At 57.0% G+C, this 13,927-nt stretch carries 11 protein-coding genes; 9 read left to right on the top strand and 2 right to left on the bottom strand.

The features are described from left to right. The first annotated feature begins 58 nt into the window (after nucleotides 1-58). Complete coding sequence (locus N3G78_03260; protein MCX8116938.1) at nucleotides 59-1,636, top strand: AMP-binding protein; 1,578 nt, start codon at nucleotides 59-61, stop codon at nucleotides 1,634-1,636. Between the two features lie 104 nt (nucleotides 1,637-1,740). Here N3G78_03260 and N3G78_03255 read toward each other — a convergent pair whose 3' ends face one another. Beyond that, nucleotides 1,741-3,033 (bottom strand): HD domain-containing protein, encoded by a 1,293-nt coding sequence (locus N3G78_03255; protein MCX8116937.1) that lies wholly within the window; start codon nucleotides 3,031-3,033, stop codon nucleotides 1,741-1,743. A 15-nt stretch (nucleotides 3,034-3,048) separates the two neighbouring features. Further along, nucleotides 3,049-4,800 (bottom strand): HEAT repeat domain-containing protein, encoded by a 1,752-nt coding sequence (locus tag N3G78_03250; protein ID MCX8116936.1) that lies wholly within the window; start codon nucleotides 4,798-4,800, stop codon nucleotides 3,049-3,051. A gap of 397 nt (nucleotides 4,801-5,197) precedes the next feature. Between N3G78_03250 and N3G78_03245 the strand changes: the two genes are divergently transcribed. The 8 genes from N3G78_03245 (at nucleotide 5,198) to N3G78_03210 (ending at nucleotide 13,896) form a co-directional block, all read left to right on the top strand. Beyond that, nucleotides 5,198-6,331 (top strand): acyl-CoA/acyl-ACP dehydrogenase, encoded by a 1,134-nt coding sequence (locus tag N3G78_03245; protein MCX8116935.1) that lies wholly within the window; start codon nucleotides 5,198-5,200, stop codon nucleotides 6,329-6,331. Nucleotides 6,332-6,508: 177 nt separating this feature from the next. Continuing rightward, the gene (locus N3G78_03240; protein MCX8116934.1) at nucleotides 6,509-7,519 is read left to right on the top strand and encodes an ABC transporter substrate-binding protein; all 1,011 of its coding nucleotides are present in this window, start codon (nucleotides 6,509-6,511) and stop codon (nucleotides 7,517-7,519) included. 109 nt (nucleotides 7,520-7,628) lie between these two features. Then, nucleotides 7,629-8,708: an ABC transporter ATP-binding protein gene (locus N3G78_03235; protein MCX8116933.1), complete on the top strand. Its 1,080-nt coding sequence runs from the start codon at nucleotides 7,629-7,631 to the stop codon at nucleotides 8,706-8,708. Then, nucleotides 8,705-10,471, top strand: coding sequence for an ABC transporter permease subunit (locus tag N3G78_03230; GenBank protein MCX8116932.1), 1,767 nt, complete (start codon nucleotides 8,705-8,707; stop codon nucleotides 10,469-10,471). The genes N3G78_03235 and N3G78_03230 overlap by 4 nt, the downstream gene beginning before the upstream one ends. Before the next feature lie 14 nt (nucleotides 10,472-10,485). Then, nucleotides 10,486-11,256: a GntR family transcriptional regulator gene (locus tag N3G78_03225; GenBank protein ID MCX8116931.1), complete on the top strand. Its 771-nt coding sequence runs from the start codon at nucleotides 10,486-10,488 to the stop codon at nucleotides 11,254-11,256. A 132-nt stretch (nucleotides 11,257-11,388) separates the two neighbouring features. After that, nucleotides 11,389-12,501 carry a histidinol-phosphate transaminase gene (gene hisC, locus N3G78_03220; GenBank protein MCX8116930.1) on the top strand — a complete coding sequence of 371 codons (1,113 nt, stop codon included), beginning with the start codon at nucleotides 11,389-11,391 and terminating at the stop codon, nucleotides 12,499-12,501. Beyond that, the gene (locus tag N3G78_03215; GenBank protein MCX8116929.1) at nucleotides 12,498-13,709 is read left to right on the top strand and encodes a transaldolase; all 1,212 of its coding nucleotides are present in this window, start codon (nucleotides 12,498-12,500) and stop codon (nucleotides 13,707-13,709) included. The genes hisC and N3G78_03215 overlap by 4 nt, the downstream gene beginning before the upstream one ends. Nucleotides 13,710-13,716: 7 nt before the next feature. Further along, nucleotides 13,717-13,896 carry a hypothetical protein gene (locus tag N3G78_03210; protein MCX8116928.1) on the top strand — a complete coding sequence of 60 codons (180 nt, stop codon included), beginning with the start codon at nucleotides 13,717-13,719 and terminating at the stop codon, nucleotides 13,894-13,896. Nucleotides 13,897-13,927 lie beyond the last annotated feature (31 nt).

Raw genomic sequence — 13,927 nt, 5'->3', positions numbered from 1 at the left:
ATCACAAGCTTCATGTGTTGCCTCAAGGGGTGAATCAAAGGGAAAAGGAGGAGTACCTATGACGATCAGTAAATGGATGACCGCGGGAACCGTCCTCAAGATGATGGCCATGCATTACCCCGACAAACCAGGAGCGGGGGACAAATTCCGGAAAATGACCTTTAAGGAGTGGAATGAACGGAGTTGTCGCTTTGCCAACGCCCTGAATCAATTGGGCATTCGGAAAGGAGACCGGTTCGCCATTCTCGCCTATAACTGTGTGGAATGGATGGAATTTTATGCGGGGTCCGCCAAAGGGGGCCAAGTGACGGTCCCCGTCATGTTCAGGCTCGCTCCTCCTGAGATCGAATACGTGGTGAACCACTCCGACTCAAAGGCCTTCATCGTGGCCAAAGAATTCGTCCCCTTGGTCAACTCGATTCGGAGCAAGCTCCCCAATATTCCCCCTGAAAATTATATCTACTTCGGGGACGATAAGACCCCGGAAGGCTACCAATCCTATGAAGAACTCCTGGCGAAGGCCTCCCCCGAGGAGCCCGATGTGATCGTGGATGCGGAGGATATGTGGAACATCATGTACACCTCCGGCACCACAGGAAAGCCGAAGGGGGTGGTCAGGACCCATGAGGGGAACGTCTCTCAATACATTTTGAATGCCATCAACATGGGGCTTAGGCCGGATGATTGCGTGATGCTGGTCATGCCCATGTGCCATATCAATTCCATTTATTATTCCTTCACCTATACCTATGTGAGCGCCAGGGTCTTCGTCTATAATATGATCAGCTTCGATCCCCTCGATCTTCTCAAGACGATCGAAAAAGAGAGGATCACCTTCACCTCCCTCGTTCCCACCCACTACATCATGATGCTCTCGCTGCCAGACGAGGTGAAGAAGAGCATCGATGTCAGCTCCATCCGCCAGCTCCTCATCTCTTCGGCCCCGGCCCGAAGGGACACCAAACTGGCCATCATGGAATACTTCAAAAATGCCGAGCTCTGGGAAGCCTATGGGTCGACGGAGGCGGGCCTGGTGACCTTGCTCCGTCCGGAGGAACAGTTCAAAAAGTTAGGTTCGATCGGAAGAGAGATCTGGGGGACCGACCGCATCAAGATCCTTGATGAGAACGGAAATGAGGTGCCGCGAGGTCAGGTGGGAGAGCTCTACTCCCGAACACCCCACATCTTCAAGGAATACTGGAAGGACCCGGAGAAGACGAAATCGGTCTTCCGGGGAGAGTGGTTCTCCGCGGGCGATATGGCCTATCAGGATGAGGATGGTTATTACGTCCTCGTCGATCGGAAGGCCAATATGATCATCACGGGTGGCGAGAACGTCTTCCCGTCGGAAGTCGAGAACGTGATCGGTTCCCACCCTGCCGTGAAGTATGTGGCGGTCATCGGCGTTCCCGACCCCAAATGGGGAGAGGCGGTGAAGGCCGTGGTAACCCTCCATCAGGGGCAGACGGTATCGGAGAAGGAACTGATCGACTATTGCCGGGGAAAGATCGCAGGCTACAAGATCCCGAAGTCGGTCGATTTCATCAAGGATGAGGAGATGCCCATGACCCCCACCGGAAAGATCCTCCACCGCATCCTCAGAGAAAGGTACGGGAAATGGTCCGACGTGAGGTGAGGCACCTCTACGCGCGGAAACCCTCGACCCAAAGATAAAGAATGAGGCCCGGGGCGTTGCTCTTCCGGGCCTCGTCATTTATTTTTCAGATCAACTCCCTCAATCTAATTTGGCTGATCGCCTTCGGCCACCTCCTCTTCGATCTCCCAGATCCGGGGGGCTGCGGGATCCGAAAGATCGAAGATCCGGCCTTGCTCATCCCCTATCATGGGACAGAGGGGGCGGTCCGAGTGGGCTTCGACGATCCTTCCTCGCGTCCCATCGGAGAGGACGACTCTCCTCCCCGCCGAAAGGACGTTCAGAAGGAGGAGAAAAGCGGAGACGAATTCCCGGTTCAGTTTTCCGGACCAGGCATCCCGGATGAGGAAGGTTGCCGCCTTCTCGACCGAAAGGGCGGGCCGGTAGGGCCGGACGGTCCTCAGGGCATCGTAGACATCCGAGATGGCGACCAGCTGGCTCGCGATGTGGAGGGGATAAAAGGGCATCCTCGGCTGAACCTTCGGGTATCCGGACTGGTCATACCCCATATGGTGCTGAAAGGCCACCACGGGAAGAAGGGGATGGTTCGCTTCCACATTCGGAATCTCGAGAAGGAGTTTCGCCCCCCAGTAGGGATGTTTTTCCATCAGCTTCCAATCCTCTGACCGAAGGGTCCCTTTCTGATTCAGAATCTCTTTGGGAACCTCCTTCTTCCCGAGGTCGTGGCAGAGACCCGCCATGGCCACGGTGTTGACCACCTCCTCGTTGAAGCGGAGGGCCCTGGCCAGGGCCGAGGAGAGGATGCAGACGTTGAGGGCGTGGGTGTAGGTATAGTCATCAAAATTTTTGAGCTCCCGAATCGGTTCAAACAACTCCCGCACAATGGTCAATCGGGAGACGATCGTGCAGACGACCTCCCGGGCTCGGACGATCCCTTCGGGTTTTCTGGCCTCGAGATCCGTGAGGATTCCCTGGGTTTCAGCGAGGAATCCCAGATAGCCCATGATGGAACGGGTGAAGAGGGATTGCGGGGACGTCCGGTGTTGAAGATTCATCCATCCCGTTAAGATCTTGGAACTCTGGTAGGGGGTCCGTTGTTTCGAGAAGATATGCTCGATCCAATCCAGAAGATCCTCCACCTGGGCCTCGGCATCGATCTGGATTCTCTCGAATCCCAGTTGCTGAAGGGCCTGAAAGAGCGCTTGGAAGGTGGCGGGGATGGGATCGATCCTCCGGTCCTCGAGGATCAGATCCTGTCCGAGAAGGGTGATCCTTACCGGTTTTCCCCATTCGGAGAGCCTCTGGTGGGCCTGCTTGGCTGTCTGCAAGACCTGTTTGCTGCCCTGAGGATAGATGCGGCGCATTCGATAGAGGCTGCCGAGATTGTTGAGGAAATATGTGAGCACGTCCTGAAACATCTTTCGGGAGCCCTTTCAGGATCTCATCGGAGACCGGGGGAGCGGATCCATTTCGAGGGCGAGGGTCTCCTCACCCGTAGATTCAAACCTCTTCAGGACGTGGACCGCCTCTTTTTTCACCTTGGGATGGGGATGGTGGGTCAAGGCGCGCAGGTGAGGAAGCACCTGGGGAAAGCCCTGCTGGCCGAGGACGATCGCGAGATTCCGAGCGAGATACCAAGGCCCGGTCCTCGATTTGGAGATGAATACGGGGGTCGAGGAAAAGGAGAAGCAGGAGAGGAGATTGACGAGGAAGAAACGGGTGGAGATCTTCCTCTCCTCCGCCAAGGCCTTGAGGGCGGTGTCGAGGAGGCATTTTTCGTGGGTGAGGGCGAAGCGAATGAAACTCTGTCTTTCCTTGAAGGTGGCCTTTCCGATGGCCGAGAGCCCTTTCTCGAAGAGGGACCGAACGAGGTAGGCGTGGGAGTCAAGAAGCCTCGGAAAGGTGCGATCGACAGCCGCCACAAAGCTTAAGACGCCGAAGGGACCGAGCTGCTCGGTCCTGGCTTTGATCCTTTCGATCAGCTTGGTCTGGAACAGTTGCTCCTCCTCGAGGCCCAACGCCAGATAGAGAAAATCCAAAAAATAATCCGGAGATTCTAAGGGGAGGTCTGTTTTTTCGTCCATCGAAGACGATTTGGAGGCCTCCATAAAGGATCTGAGAGAATCGGAATATTCCGAGTCCATGAAGGGGTTTTCGGTCAGATTCAGGATCAAGGTTTCAACGGTCTTCCAGACCTCTGGGGAGATCCCGCTCGCCTCGGATTGGGCCATCTTGGAACGCACAAGGGCAAGGACTTCTTGGGGGTCCGTCACCGGGAGGAAACGGCGATAGATCTCGACGAATCGCTGGGTTCCCCGTTCTCCCATCGCGGCCAGGCCTGCGAGGAGGTCGACGAAACGCTCCAGATCGAGATCCCTCAACAAAGACGATCTCACGAGGCCGAGCCTTTTCGACTCTTCGCCCTCCCTTCCGACGATCCGAACGAGGTCCCGGATGGCGAGGCACCTGCCCATTTGGGCCAGGTAATTGAGGATCACCTCGCGTTGAGAGGGAGGCAGAAGGGCCAGGGCCTCTTCAAGGCGTTCGCCCAGCCTCAGAAGAAACTCCGTAAACCCCTCGGAGTCTCCGAGGCCTGTTCGGGTCCACTCCTCCTTTGCGGCATTCCAGAATTCTTCCGTGGTGATCACCGACGCCAACTGGTCCGCCGACGAATCCTGACTCATCAGGACGAGCCAGGCCCGGCGCCTTCTCTCCTCTGAGGTGGCCTGGGGATCCTGCGGTGTGTCCATCGTCTCCCGATGAATCTCGCGGAGGTTTAGGGGGAGGATGTCGATCGTAGGGACTTCGTTTCGGAGTTTTTCTCGTAACAACTCGCCTTCAAGCTTTGGAGTGGAAACGACCCGGGCAAAGGCCCAGAGATCGTCGAGGGTCACTCCATGCGTCCAGCTCACCTGAAGGATCTTCTTCTCATGGAGGAAGGAAGCGAGCTCGCTGGCCTTATGGCCGATAAATTCTCCCGAAACGATCAACTCTTTTGGGGTGACCCCGATCGTGAGCGTACCGGTAGCCTCCCAGGGTATGGACCGAAGGACCCTCTGGGCTGCCTCGATGATGGTCGGATGCTTTGCCGGGTAGACGCGGACGCCCCGAATCAGTTGCAAAAGGGTAATCGCGAAGTTCTCTACCTTCTTAGCCTGCGGAGATAGCCCTTTGCTATATTTCATAAGACCTAAACTCAGACCTTCCCCTCACCAAGGGTTGCCCTTTGGATCAAGAGATTGGTCCCTTTTTGTGATTTTAGCAATTAAAATGCCAAAAAAACTTTGACTCCTAATTTCATAAAATATCTGAAAAAAGCAACCCTCCCCTACCAAAAAAAGGCACTTTTATGGACGAATTATGTCAGAAAAATAGCAAGGTTTTCAACAGGAGGTCTATCGCTTTTTTGGTTGTATTACTTTAGGGTCCGCTTCCTCCCCTTGCGGGTTGCTTGACAAGGGGAGCGATTCCACGTAACATGGCCTCATCCAATGAAGCCGCCATGGGTCGGCTTTGCCCGTTCCAGCCCGATTGGGATCCCTTCCACATCTTTTTGCAGAAAGGCGTCGGGAGAGGAGACGGATGTTCGAGTTGAATGAGGAGCAGAAGCTCATCCAGCAGAGTATCCATCAATTTGCAAGCAAGGAGCTTGCCCCCCTGGCCGCTCACTGGGATGCTTCCGAGGCGTTTCCTTGGGAGAGCCTGGAGAAGATGGCCGGAATCGGGTTGACCGGATTGCGGTTGCCTAAAATTTACGGAGGCTCGGAGGTGGATCTGGTCACTTGTGGCCTCGCCTTTGAGGAGGTTGCCCGGTTCGACCACAATTGCGCCATCGTCCTCTGCAGTTCGAACATCACCGGCCGGGTCCTCCTTAATGCCTCAGAATCGATCCGAAAGACGATTCTCCCGGAATTGGTGAAAGGGAAATATGTCTTGGCCTTCGGGGCTACGGAACCGGAGGCGGGGTCCGATCTCGGTGCCCTCCGGACAGAGGCGAGGAGGCACCAGGGTCTTTGGGTGATCGAGGGCGAAAAGTCGATGGTCACTTTTGCCGGAGTCGCCCAGGGATTCATCGTGTTGGCCAAAACGGAGGCGAAAGAGGGCATCAGTTGCTTTTTTATTGAAAGGGACCGGAACCGGATCGATATTCAGAGGCTTGAGGGTTTTGGATGGAGGGGAACCCAGTGGGGCAATGTGGCCTTCCAGCAGGTAGAGATCCCTCACGGGAATCTCATCGGGGAGGAAGGGAGTGCCCTCCTGATGTTGAAGAGAACCGTCCAGGAGCAGAGGTCTCTTACAGGATTAATCGCCCTTGGGACAGCAAGACAAGCCCTGGAGGATGCGGTCAACTACGCCAAGGTCCGGAAGGTCTTCGGGAAACCTCTGGGCAAGTTTGAGGGGATTCAATTCAGGTTGGCCGAGGATCGAACCTCCCTCGAAGCGGCACGGCTCTTATGTTTTCAAGCCCTCTCAATGATCGAGAGGGGGACTGAGGAGGCCTCGGTGTGGGCGGCGATGGCCAATTTGCTGGGCGGGGAGGTGGCCTATAGGGTTGTGGATCATGCGATGGATGTCTTCGGGGGGATGGGATACTCAAGGGAACTCCCCCTCGAGCGCTACCTCCGGGATGTAAAAGCGATGCAGATCGCCAGTGCAACCTTGAAGATCGAGATCGGCCAAGGCCTTTTCGGAAGAGCCTTCCTCCCTCATGCCTGAATCCGAGAAGCTTCGGGATTTGAGGAGAACCCCGAAAAAGGGGAATTGACAAAAGGGGTGGGTTTCGATAGATATAGAAGAAGACGGGAGGCGACGCGAAGGAAGAAGGAGAAAAGGTCCCCTTCGGGACATATCAAGGTCACCTGAAATTCAAGGGGGAGCAAGGAGGAGAAGCTTATGAAACGAATCGGGTGGATTGGAGGAGCGGTATGGATCGTCCTGACCTTTTTCATCGGTGCCGGCCTGGCGCAGGAGAGGGTGGTGGTCTACACCTCCCTTGAGACCGATGAGGTGGCCGAGTACCTGAAACTGGCCCGAAAGGAACTCCCCGGCTTGGACATCCACATCATTCGACTCTCCACAGGGGAGTTAGGGGCCAGGATGCTGGCCGAAAGGGCCAACCCCCAGGCCGACCTCATCTGGGGATGGGCCGTAACCAATATGGAGGATTTTATCCTCAAAGGGATGCTGGAACCCTATAAACCCAGGGGGGTCGAGAAGCTGGAGAAGCGATTTGTCCATCCTGAATTTCAATATGTCGGCATCGATATGTACATCGCGGCCTTCTGCGTCAATACGAAGGTCTTGAAGGAGAAGGGGTTGCCCATGCCGCGAGGCTGGAACGACCTGCTCGATCCGAGGTTCAAGGGACTGATCGCCATGCCCAATCCGGTGGCCTCCGGAACGGGATTCCTTCAGGTCTCGAGCATCCTCCAGATGTACGGGGCCAAGGAAGGGAAGGAAGACGGCTGGGAATTTTTGAAAAAACTCGATAAGAATATCGGCCAGTATATCAAGAGCGGTTCGAGACCGGCCAAAATGGCGGCCCAGGGTGAATTCGCGGTGGGCGCTTCCTTCGATTATGTGGTGGCCGAACAGAAGAAGCAGGGCTTTCCGGTCGAGTTCGTCTTCCCGATCGAAGGGGCTGGCTACGAAGTGGAGGCCAACGCCCTGCTCAAAGGGGCCAAAAACGTAGCCGCCGCCAAGAAGTTCTTGGATTGGGCGATCAGCGAAAGCGCCATGAGGGAGTATGCAAAATATAAGTATGGCGTCACCCTTCCGGGAATTCCCACCCGACCCGATCTTCCCAAATTGTCCGAGATCAGACTCTATCCGATGGACTTTGCCTGGCAGGCCAAACACCGGGATGAGATTTTGAAGAAATGGGAGAGCCTCTTCTTGCGATGAAAGGGAAGAGGGTTTGAAAGGGCATCCTGCTTTAGGGTGGGATGCCCTTTTTTATTGACATCGGTCGAAAAATTCATTAAATCGCATTGGGGAAAGGTGACCTGGAGGCATGGGAAGAAACCTCAAGCTGGAAGACCTGACCAAGCGGTTTGGCGCCCTGACCGCGGTGGATCGGGTCAACTTGGAGATCGAGGAAGGAGAGTTGGTTTGCCTCGTCGGTCCGAGTGGGTGTGGGAAGACGACGATCCTGAGGATGATCACGGGGTTCGAAACCGTAACCGAAGGAAGGATCTTGTTCGAGGGAAAAGTGATCAACCACCTCGTCCCCCAGAAGCGGGAGTTCGGCATCGTCTTCCAGTCGTATGCCCTCTTTCCCAACATGACGGTGGAGGAGAACATCGCCTTCGGACTGAAGATGAGAAAGATGAGCCGGCAGGCCATCGCCCAGCGGGTCGACGAGATGCTGGACCTTGTAGGCCTCCGGGACTGGAAAAACCTCTACCCTGCCCAGCTCAGCGGGGGTCAGCAGCAACGGGTGGCCCTGGTCCGGGCCTTGGCACCCAATCCGCAGGTTCTCCTCCTGGACGAACCCCTGAGCGCCCTCGACGCCAAGATCCGGGTCAAGCTGCGAGCCGAGATCAAACGGCTCCAACAGGAGCTCCGGAAGACGATGATCTATGTCACCCACGATCAGGAGGAGGCCCTTTCGATTGCCGATCGCGTGGTCGTGATGGAAGGCGGCCAGGTCCGGCAGGTGGGAAGGCCCATCGAGATTTATAAATTTCCAAATTCCAATTTCGTGGCCGATTTCATCGGGACCTCCAACTTTTTCAAAGGGCGTCGCATCGGTGATGTGGTCGATACCGGAAGATGGAGCTTGAAGGTCAGTCCGACAGGGGGGCCAGCCCAGGGAGAGGTGATCCTGGCCATCCGTCCGGAGAAGATCGAGATCTTCAGGCCCGGCGACCCGATGCTTTCTGCGATCCCCTTTAATCTCCTCCCCGGAAAGATCGACGTGATCACCTTCCTGGGGGCAGCGGTTCGACTCGTGATCGAGACGGGAGGAGAGGAAGTGATCGCCGACGTGATCGAGAAGGTCTTCGAGCAGAAAGGATTGAGGCAGGGGGAGGAGGTGCTTCTCCATTTCCCTCCCGAGTCCTTTCTGATCTATCCAGAGGAAGAGCGGTGAATCGGGCTGGACCCCTCCGTCCCGTTTCCCTGGTGGCGTCCCTGTCTCCGGGTCGGATCACGGCCGATCGGGCCTTTACCGGAATCGCCTTTGCCTTCTTCACGGGCTTCCTCATCCTCTTTCTGCTCTACCCCCTTGTGGATATCTGCCGGCTCAGCTTCTTCAAAGAGGGGAGACTGACCCTCGAACACTACGTCACCTATTTCTCAAACCCGAGGATCTTCCGATCGTTGACCAATAGCCTCTACGTCTCCCTCCTGACCATGGCCATCACGACCGTCGCCGCCTTCGGCTTCGCCTATGGTTTGACCCGGACGACCATCCCCTGTAAGGGCATCTTCTATACGATCTCCACCTTCCCGCTCATCGCCCCCACGATCATTCAGGCCCTCGCCCTGATCCTCCTTTTCGGCCGAAATGGTCTGATCACCCGTCACCTCCTCGACACCGGCTGGAATATCTATGGGGCCACGGGGATTGTGGTTGGGGAGTGCCTCTACTGTTTTCCCAATGCCCTTTTCATCCTTTACACGACCCTGTCCGCGGTCGATACCCGGCTGGACGAGGCGGCTCAAAGCCTGGGGGCATCGGCATGGAAGACCTTCTATAAAGTGACGCTTCCTTCGGCCAAGTACGGGATCGCCAGTGCGGCGGCCTTGACCTTCAATCTCACGATCACGGATTTTGGTATCCCGGTCGTCATCGGAGGGAATTACTCCGTCCTGGCGACCGAGATCGTCTCTCAGGTCTTTGGGCTTCAGCGTTTCGACTTGGGGGCGACCATCAGCGTCATCCTCCTCGTTCCCTCCATCACGGCCTTCGCCCTCAATTACTACCTGTCGAGAAAGAGTTATGCCCTCATCAGCGGACAGGCCCGTCCTTTTCTGCCCCCCTCCAGGCCTTTGAAGAAATGGGGGTTTACCCTCTATTGCAGCCTGATCAGTCTCTGCATCCTGCTCGTCTTCGCCACGGTCTTTCTCGGCTCCTTCGTTCGGACGTGGCCCTACGATTTTTCCCTTACCCTGAAACATTTCGATTTTCCCTCCCTCGGCGCCCATGCCCCTCTCTGGACGGACTTCTGGGCCTCGATCCTGCCGGAGGGAACCCTCCGGACCATGATCAGTTATAAATATGCTCCGATCTGGACGAGCTTCCTGGTGGCAATCGTCGTGGCCATCGCAGGCGGGTTTCTGACGCTCCTGGCAGGCTACCTCCTCGAAAAGAAACGACCCCGAGGGGAGCAGATGTTGTATACCCTCTGCGTCTTGCCCGCCGCCATCCCCGGGGTGGTGATGGGACTGGGGTATGTCCTGGCCTTCAACAAACCCTACTTCTTCCTCTACGGGACGATCTGGCTCATCATCATCAATATCATCGTCTGCAATTTCACACTGGGCGTGCTCACCAGCATCGCCAACCTGAAACAGATCGATCGATCGGTGGAGGAGGCGGCCGTCAGCCTGGGGGCTGGCCCTATCTCCACGTTCACCCGGGTGGTGTTTCCCCTGTCGAAGGTGGCCTTTCTCTCCACCGCCACCTTCTTCTTCATGAGGGCGATGACCACCATCAGTGCGGTCATCTTCCTAGTCTCCGCCACCATCAAGCTGGCGGCCATTGAGATCATCTTTCTCGATGTGGACGGCCGAACGGCCAGTGCCAACGCCATGTGCACGGTGGTCGTGGGGATCGTGGTCCTCGCCCTGCTCACGATTCGGCTGGTGACCGGGCGGTCTTCCTTGGGAGGGATGGTTTCCCCGAAATGAAAAAAGGAGGGGGGATGGCCGAGACCTTTTCGCTCGAATCGGGCGTTCCCAAATATCTCCAGATCAGCCACTGGTTGATGGAGATGATCCAGAAGAGCCGTTTTAAGCCCGGCGACAAATTACCCTCGGAATCGAAACTGGCGGAGTGGTTCCAGGTGAACCGGAATACCGTCCGGCAGGCGATCGCGGATTTGGTGGCCAAGGGGATCGTCAAGAAAAAGAACGGCGTGGGAACCTTCGTCCTCGGCCGGGCGGTCCAACCGGTCAAATATTCCCTCCAGAACATCTCCAGCTTTACCGACGATATGATCCGCATGGGGATCACCCCAAAGACGAGGTTGATTCACAAGGCCGTGATCGAGGCGCCTCCCAACGTGGCCGAAAAATTGATGCTGGGTCGGGAGAGGCGGGTGATCCTCACCGAGAGGCTCCGGTTGGGCAATCGGCTCCCCCTGGTGATCGAACGGAGTTACCTGCCCTATCAGGAGTACCGGCCCCTACTCAAAATGCGCTTAACGGGTTCCCTCTACCATCTCCTGACCAAAAGGTTCGGCGTCGACCTCCACCGTTCGATCCAGACCTTCCGGGCGGTCCTCCTCTCCCCGGAGGATGCCCGATGGCTCGAGGTCCCGCCCCACTCGCCCGCCATTTTCCTCGAAAGCGTGATCTATGATTCGAAGAACATACCGGTGGAGGTCCTCCACGCCTATCACCGGGGGGACAAATATGTCTTCGAGGTGGAATCGGGGAGGTACCGGTGCGATCTCGAGGACAGGCCCTCTTGACAAAGAGCTTTTCCTCTGGTTACCTGTGTAGACAGGTAGAAGGGTTGACCCCCGCGAGGAGGCCTGCCGGCCTCAAATCGGAAGGGCGAGTTTCTGTTTCTATGGAAACGGACCGAACGGACAGGAGGACGCATGGGTGACTTCAAGCGCTATCTCGTTCCTTGGATGGACCAGGTGAACCCCTACGATACCGAGGACCTGACGCTCGCCTGGTCGAGACCTGAACTCAAACGGATGATGGTCAACGAGAACCCGATCCCCCCCTCCGAGAGGGTTCTTCAGGCGATTCTTGAGGCAGCCAAGATGGGAAATCGTTATCCCGATAACGGACCCCGCCTCCGGGCAAAGATCGCGAAACTTTATGACCTCGGTCCGGAAAATGTCTATCTCGGTTCCGGGTCATCCGAGATCATCGACATGGTGGTTCGCCTCTTCGTCGCCCCGGGGGATGAAGTGGTCCTTCCCTCTCCCACTTTCTCCCTCTATGCCCTCCGGACCCGGGCGGTGGGAGGTCAGGTCGTCTCCGTCGACCTGACCCCGGATTTTCAATACGATGTGGAGGCGATGCTCCGAGCGGTGACCCCCAAGACCAAATTGATGGTGGTCTGCAGGCCCAATAACCCGACCGGCCATTTCATCCCGGACGAGGACCTCATGAAGCTCGTGGAACTCGGGATTCCCCTCCTGATCGATGAGGCCTACCTCGAATATCATCCAGAGCATGAATCGAAGGCCCCCCTGGTCCGGGAATATGCCCATCTCGTTGTCTCCCATACCCTTTCGAAGGCCTACGGCATCGCGGGAATCCGGTTGGGCTATGCCTTAGCCGACGAGGCCCTGATCGGGTATTTTCGGAAGATGCAGCTCCCCTGGAACACGAGCCTCCTCGCCTTGGCCGCGGCCGAAGCCGTCCTGGATGATATGGAGGAGATGAGGCGGAAGGCCGCCTATAATAATGCCGGTGTCCAATACCTTTGCGAGGAGCTTTCAAAAATCCCGGGGGTGAGGCCCTATTTCTCTCACGGCAATTATGTCCTCGTCGATGCGACGGAGGCTGGGGTCACGGGGAAAGAAGTGGTGGAGCACCTGCTGGAAGAGGCAGGAATCCTCCTCAAACCCTTTGGGCCCTTCCGCGGCAGGGGGGGGCTTTTCCGCATCAGTGTCGGGACGCAGGAAGAGAACGCCCTCTGTGTCCAGGCCCTCCGGCGTTTCATCCAGCAGAGGCGTGGGGAGAAGGAGGCATGACCCAGCCAACGCCTTTTGAAAGATTGATGGAGACCCACCCCGGGGCGGAGATCTGGTGGGATTCCTCGCCGCTGATTTATGACCGCTGGGCCGAGGGATTTCTGCAGCGGGTCGGCCCGGAGAGGGCTGAAGCCCTGCAAAAGAGCCTGAAGCGGCTTTTCGATTCCGATCGTCCAGGCGATACCCTTTTTCGTGGGGTGACCACGAATCCGCCCCTTTCGTTAAACGTGATGAAGGCGAGGGGCCCCTACGTCGACGAGATCGTGGATCGCCTCCTGGAAACCTACGGGACCCTTGATCGGGAGTCGCTCTTCTGGATGACCTACAAGGAGATCATCCGGAGAGGGGCCGAGATGTTTTTAGAGGTGTTCAGACGCTCGGGCTTTCGATACGGTTACCTCTCCGGCCAGGTCGATCCGAGGCATCTCACCGATGCGAAGAGGATGATCGAGGAGGCCCTCGACTTGGCAAGCCTCGGGCCCAATGTGATGATCAAGGTGCCGGGGACCAAGGAAGGCTATGAGGTGATCCGTTTTCTCACATCCCTGGGCATCCCCACCAACAATACCCTCACCTTCGTGCTTCCCCAGTTGATGGCCTGTGCGAAGGCGGTCCAGGAGGGCCTGGAGATAGCTAAAAAAAACGGCGTCGATCTGTCCCGGTGGCGATCCGTCATCACCCACATGACGGCTCGTTACGGAGATCTCGGAGACCTTCGCAGGGAGGCGGAGGCCTTGAAGATCGATCTCACCGAGGCCGATGTCCGGTGGGCAGAGATCGCCATCTTCAAGAAGGCCTACTGGCTCCTCAAAGAGAGGGGTTACCCGAGCAAAATGCTGATCTGTTCGATGAGGATCGGTCCGGTGGTCGACGGAAGAAAGCACTGCTGGCACCTCGAGAAGCTGGCCGGCGGGGACATCGTCTTCACCTGTCCGCCTCCTTTCATCGAGGCCGTCTTCGATAACCTCGAGGGCGTGACCTTCACCCCCCAGATCGATGCGGAGGTGCCTCGGGCGGTCCTCGATAAACTCCGTAGGATCCCGTATTTCGAGAGGGCATATGACGAAGAGGGTTACACGCCGGACCAATTTATCTCCCATCCGGCCATGATCGCCACGGCGAGGGAATTCTCCAAGGCCACCGAAGAGATGGTCGAATGGGTGGGAAGGCGCCTCCTGAGCAGAGAAGGCTCCTCCCTCATGGGTTGAAAGAGGGGTGATCTACTACCGTACGGCCGATATTCCAGGGGGGTTGCCCAGGACGTCAACGTTAGTGGACCCCAATGCCCCTTTCCCCTACCTCCTGCAGATCGCGGATCTTGGTTGCGAGCTGGCCCTTGAGACGGACGAGGCCTTGAGCAAGGGCCTCAACCGGATTCAGGGAGAGAGCCTCTGAGAGGCCTTCGCCCAGGGTTTCGGGCGGACCT

This window comes from Thermodesulfobacteriota bacterium, from assembly GCA_026415035.1.
Lineage (GTDB): Bacteria > Desulfobacterota > BSN033 > BSN033 > UBA1163 > RBG-16-49-23.
This window is presented reverse-complemented; position numbering and strand designations above follow the sequence as displayed.

Bases quoted from the DNA above. Each gene is read 5' to 3' on its own strand.
- N3G78_03260 (MCX8116938.1), top strand. From the start codon at position 59: ATGACGATCAGTAAATGGATGACCGCGGGAACCGTCCTCAAGATGATG.
- N3G78_03255 (MCX8116937.1), bottom strand. From the start codon at position 3,033: ATGTTTCAGGACGTGCTCACATATTTCCTCAACAATCTCGGCAGCCTC.
- N3G78_03250 (MCX8116936.1), bottom strand. From the start codon at position 4,800: ATGAAATATAGCAAAGGGCTATCTCCGCAGGCTAAGAAGGTAGAGAAC.
- N3G78_03245 (MCX8116935.1), top strand. From the start codon at position 5,198: ATGTTCGAGTTGAATGAGGAGCAGAAGCTCATCCAGCAGAGTATCCAT.
- N3G78_03240 (MCX8116934.1), top strand. From the start codon at position 6,509: ATGAAACGAATCGGGTGGATTGGAGGAGCGGTATGGATCGTCCTGACC.
- N3G78_03235 (MCX8116933.1), top strand. From the start codon at position 7,629: ATGGGAAGAAACCTCAAGCTGGAAGACCTGACCAAGCGGTTTGGCGCC.
- N3G78_03225 (MCX8116931.1), top strand. From the start codon at position 10,486: ATGGCCGAGACCTTTTCGCTCGAATCGGGCGTTCCCAAATATCTCCAG.
- hisC (MCX8116930.1), top strand. From the start codon at position 11,389: ATGGGTGACTTCAAGCGCTATCTCGTTCCTTGGATGGACCAGGTGAAC.
- N3G78_03215 (MCX8116929.1), top strand. From the start codon at position 12,498: ATGACCCAGCCAACGCCTTTTGAAAGATTGATGGAGACCCACCCCGGG.